Annotated in this window: 1 protein-coding gene; it reads left to right on the top strand. The window is 63.6% G+C overall.

Annotation, left to right across the window (positions count from 1 at the left end; genetic code table 11):
- Positions 1-970 (top strand): VCBS domain-containing protein (locus ACLEJU_RS28640; RefSeq protein ID WP_440776777.1); only part of this gene is annotated, 970 nt, incomplete at both ends.

Raw genomic sequence — 970 nt, 5'->3', positions numbered from 1 at the left:
CGTCGATGATGTGCCGCAGGCTGCGGCGGATACCACCAGCGTGGTGGAAGGCGGGACAGCCACGGGCAACGTCCTGTGGAACGACAAGCTGGGGGCGGACCAGGCGGGCACCAGCAATGTCGTGGTCGGTGCTCGCGCCGGTTCCGATACGTCGACATCGGCCATCGGCAATCTCAACACCGCGATCGTTGGCCAGTACGGCACCCTGACCATTGATGCGGCGGGTAATGCGGTCTATCACGCCAATCCGAATGCGGTGCTGCCGCAAGGCGCCAGCGACGTTTTCGTCTACACCATTCGCGACACTGACGGTGACGAGAGCACCACGACCATTATGATCAACGTGCAGGACTGCTCGCTCGTGGCCGGCCCCGTTGGCGGGGTAACGGTCCACGAGAGTGCCCTGGATACGCATCAGGACGGCAACGACCTGGCCGCTGGCAGCGTCACTGGCAGCGACCCGGACTCGACCCGCGAAACCGCGTCCGGCAGCCTGGCAGGCACGGCCAGCGGCGGTGTCGGTGCGTTGACCTACAGCCTGGTAGGCGATGCCACGGGCCAGTACGGCCAGCTTCACCTGAACGCTGACGGTACCTACACCTACACCCTGACCTCGCCCGCCAATTCGCCGACCCACGCCAATGACGGCCCCAACACCGTCACTGAAACCTTCACCTACCAAGTGAAAGACTCGGTCGGCAATTCGACCACCAGTACCATCGTCATCACCATCGTCGATGACGTACCGCAAGCCCACAGCGATTACACCAGTGTGTACAAGGGCGACGAGGTGCGCGGCAATGTGCTGTACAACGATGTGGTCGGTGCCGACGTGCGCAGCGATGGCAACTATGTGGTCGGCGTGCGTGCGGGCAGCGACACCAGCACCTCGGCCATCGGCCAGCTGAACACCCAGGTCAACGGCCAATACGGCTACCTGACCATCGACGAGAAGGGCAACGCGGTCTAC

The sequence above is a fragment of the Pseudomonas sp. SMN11 genome (genome assembly GCF_052041945.1).
GTDB lineage: Bacteria > Pseudomonadota > Gammaproteobacteria > Pseudomonadales > Pseudomonadaceae > Aquipseudomonas.
The sequence above is the reverse complement of the archived record's forward strand: the minus strand, read 5'-3'. Positions and strand labels throughout refer to the sequence as shown.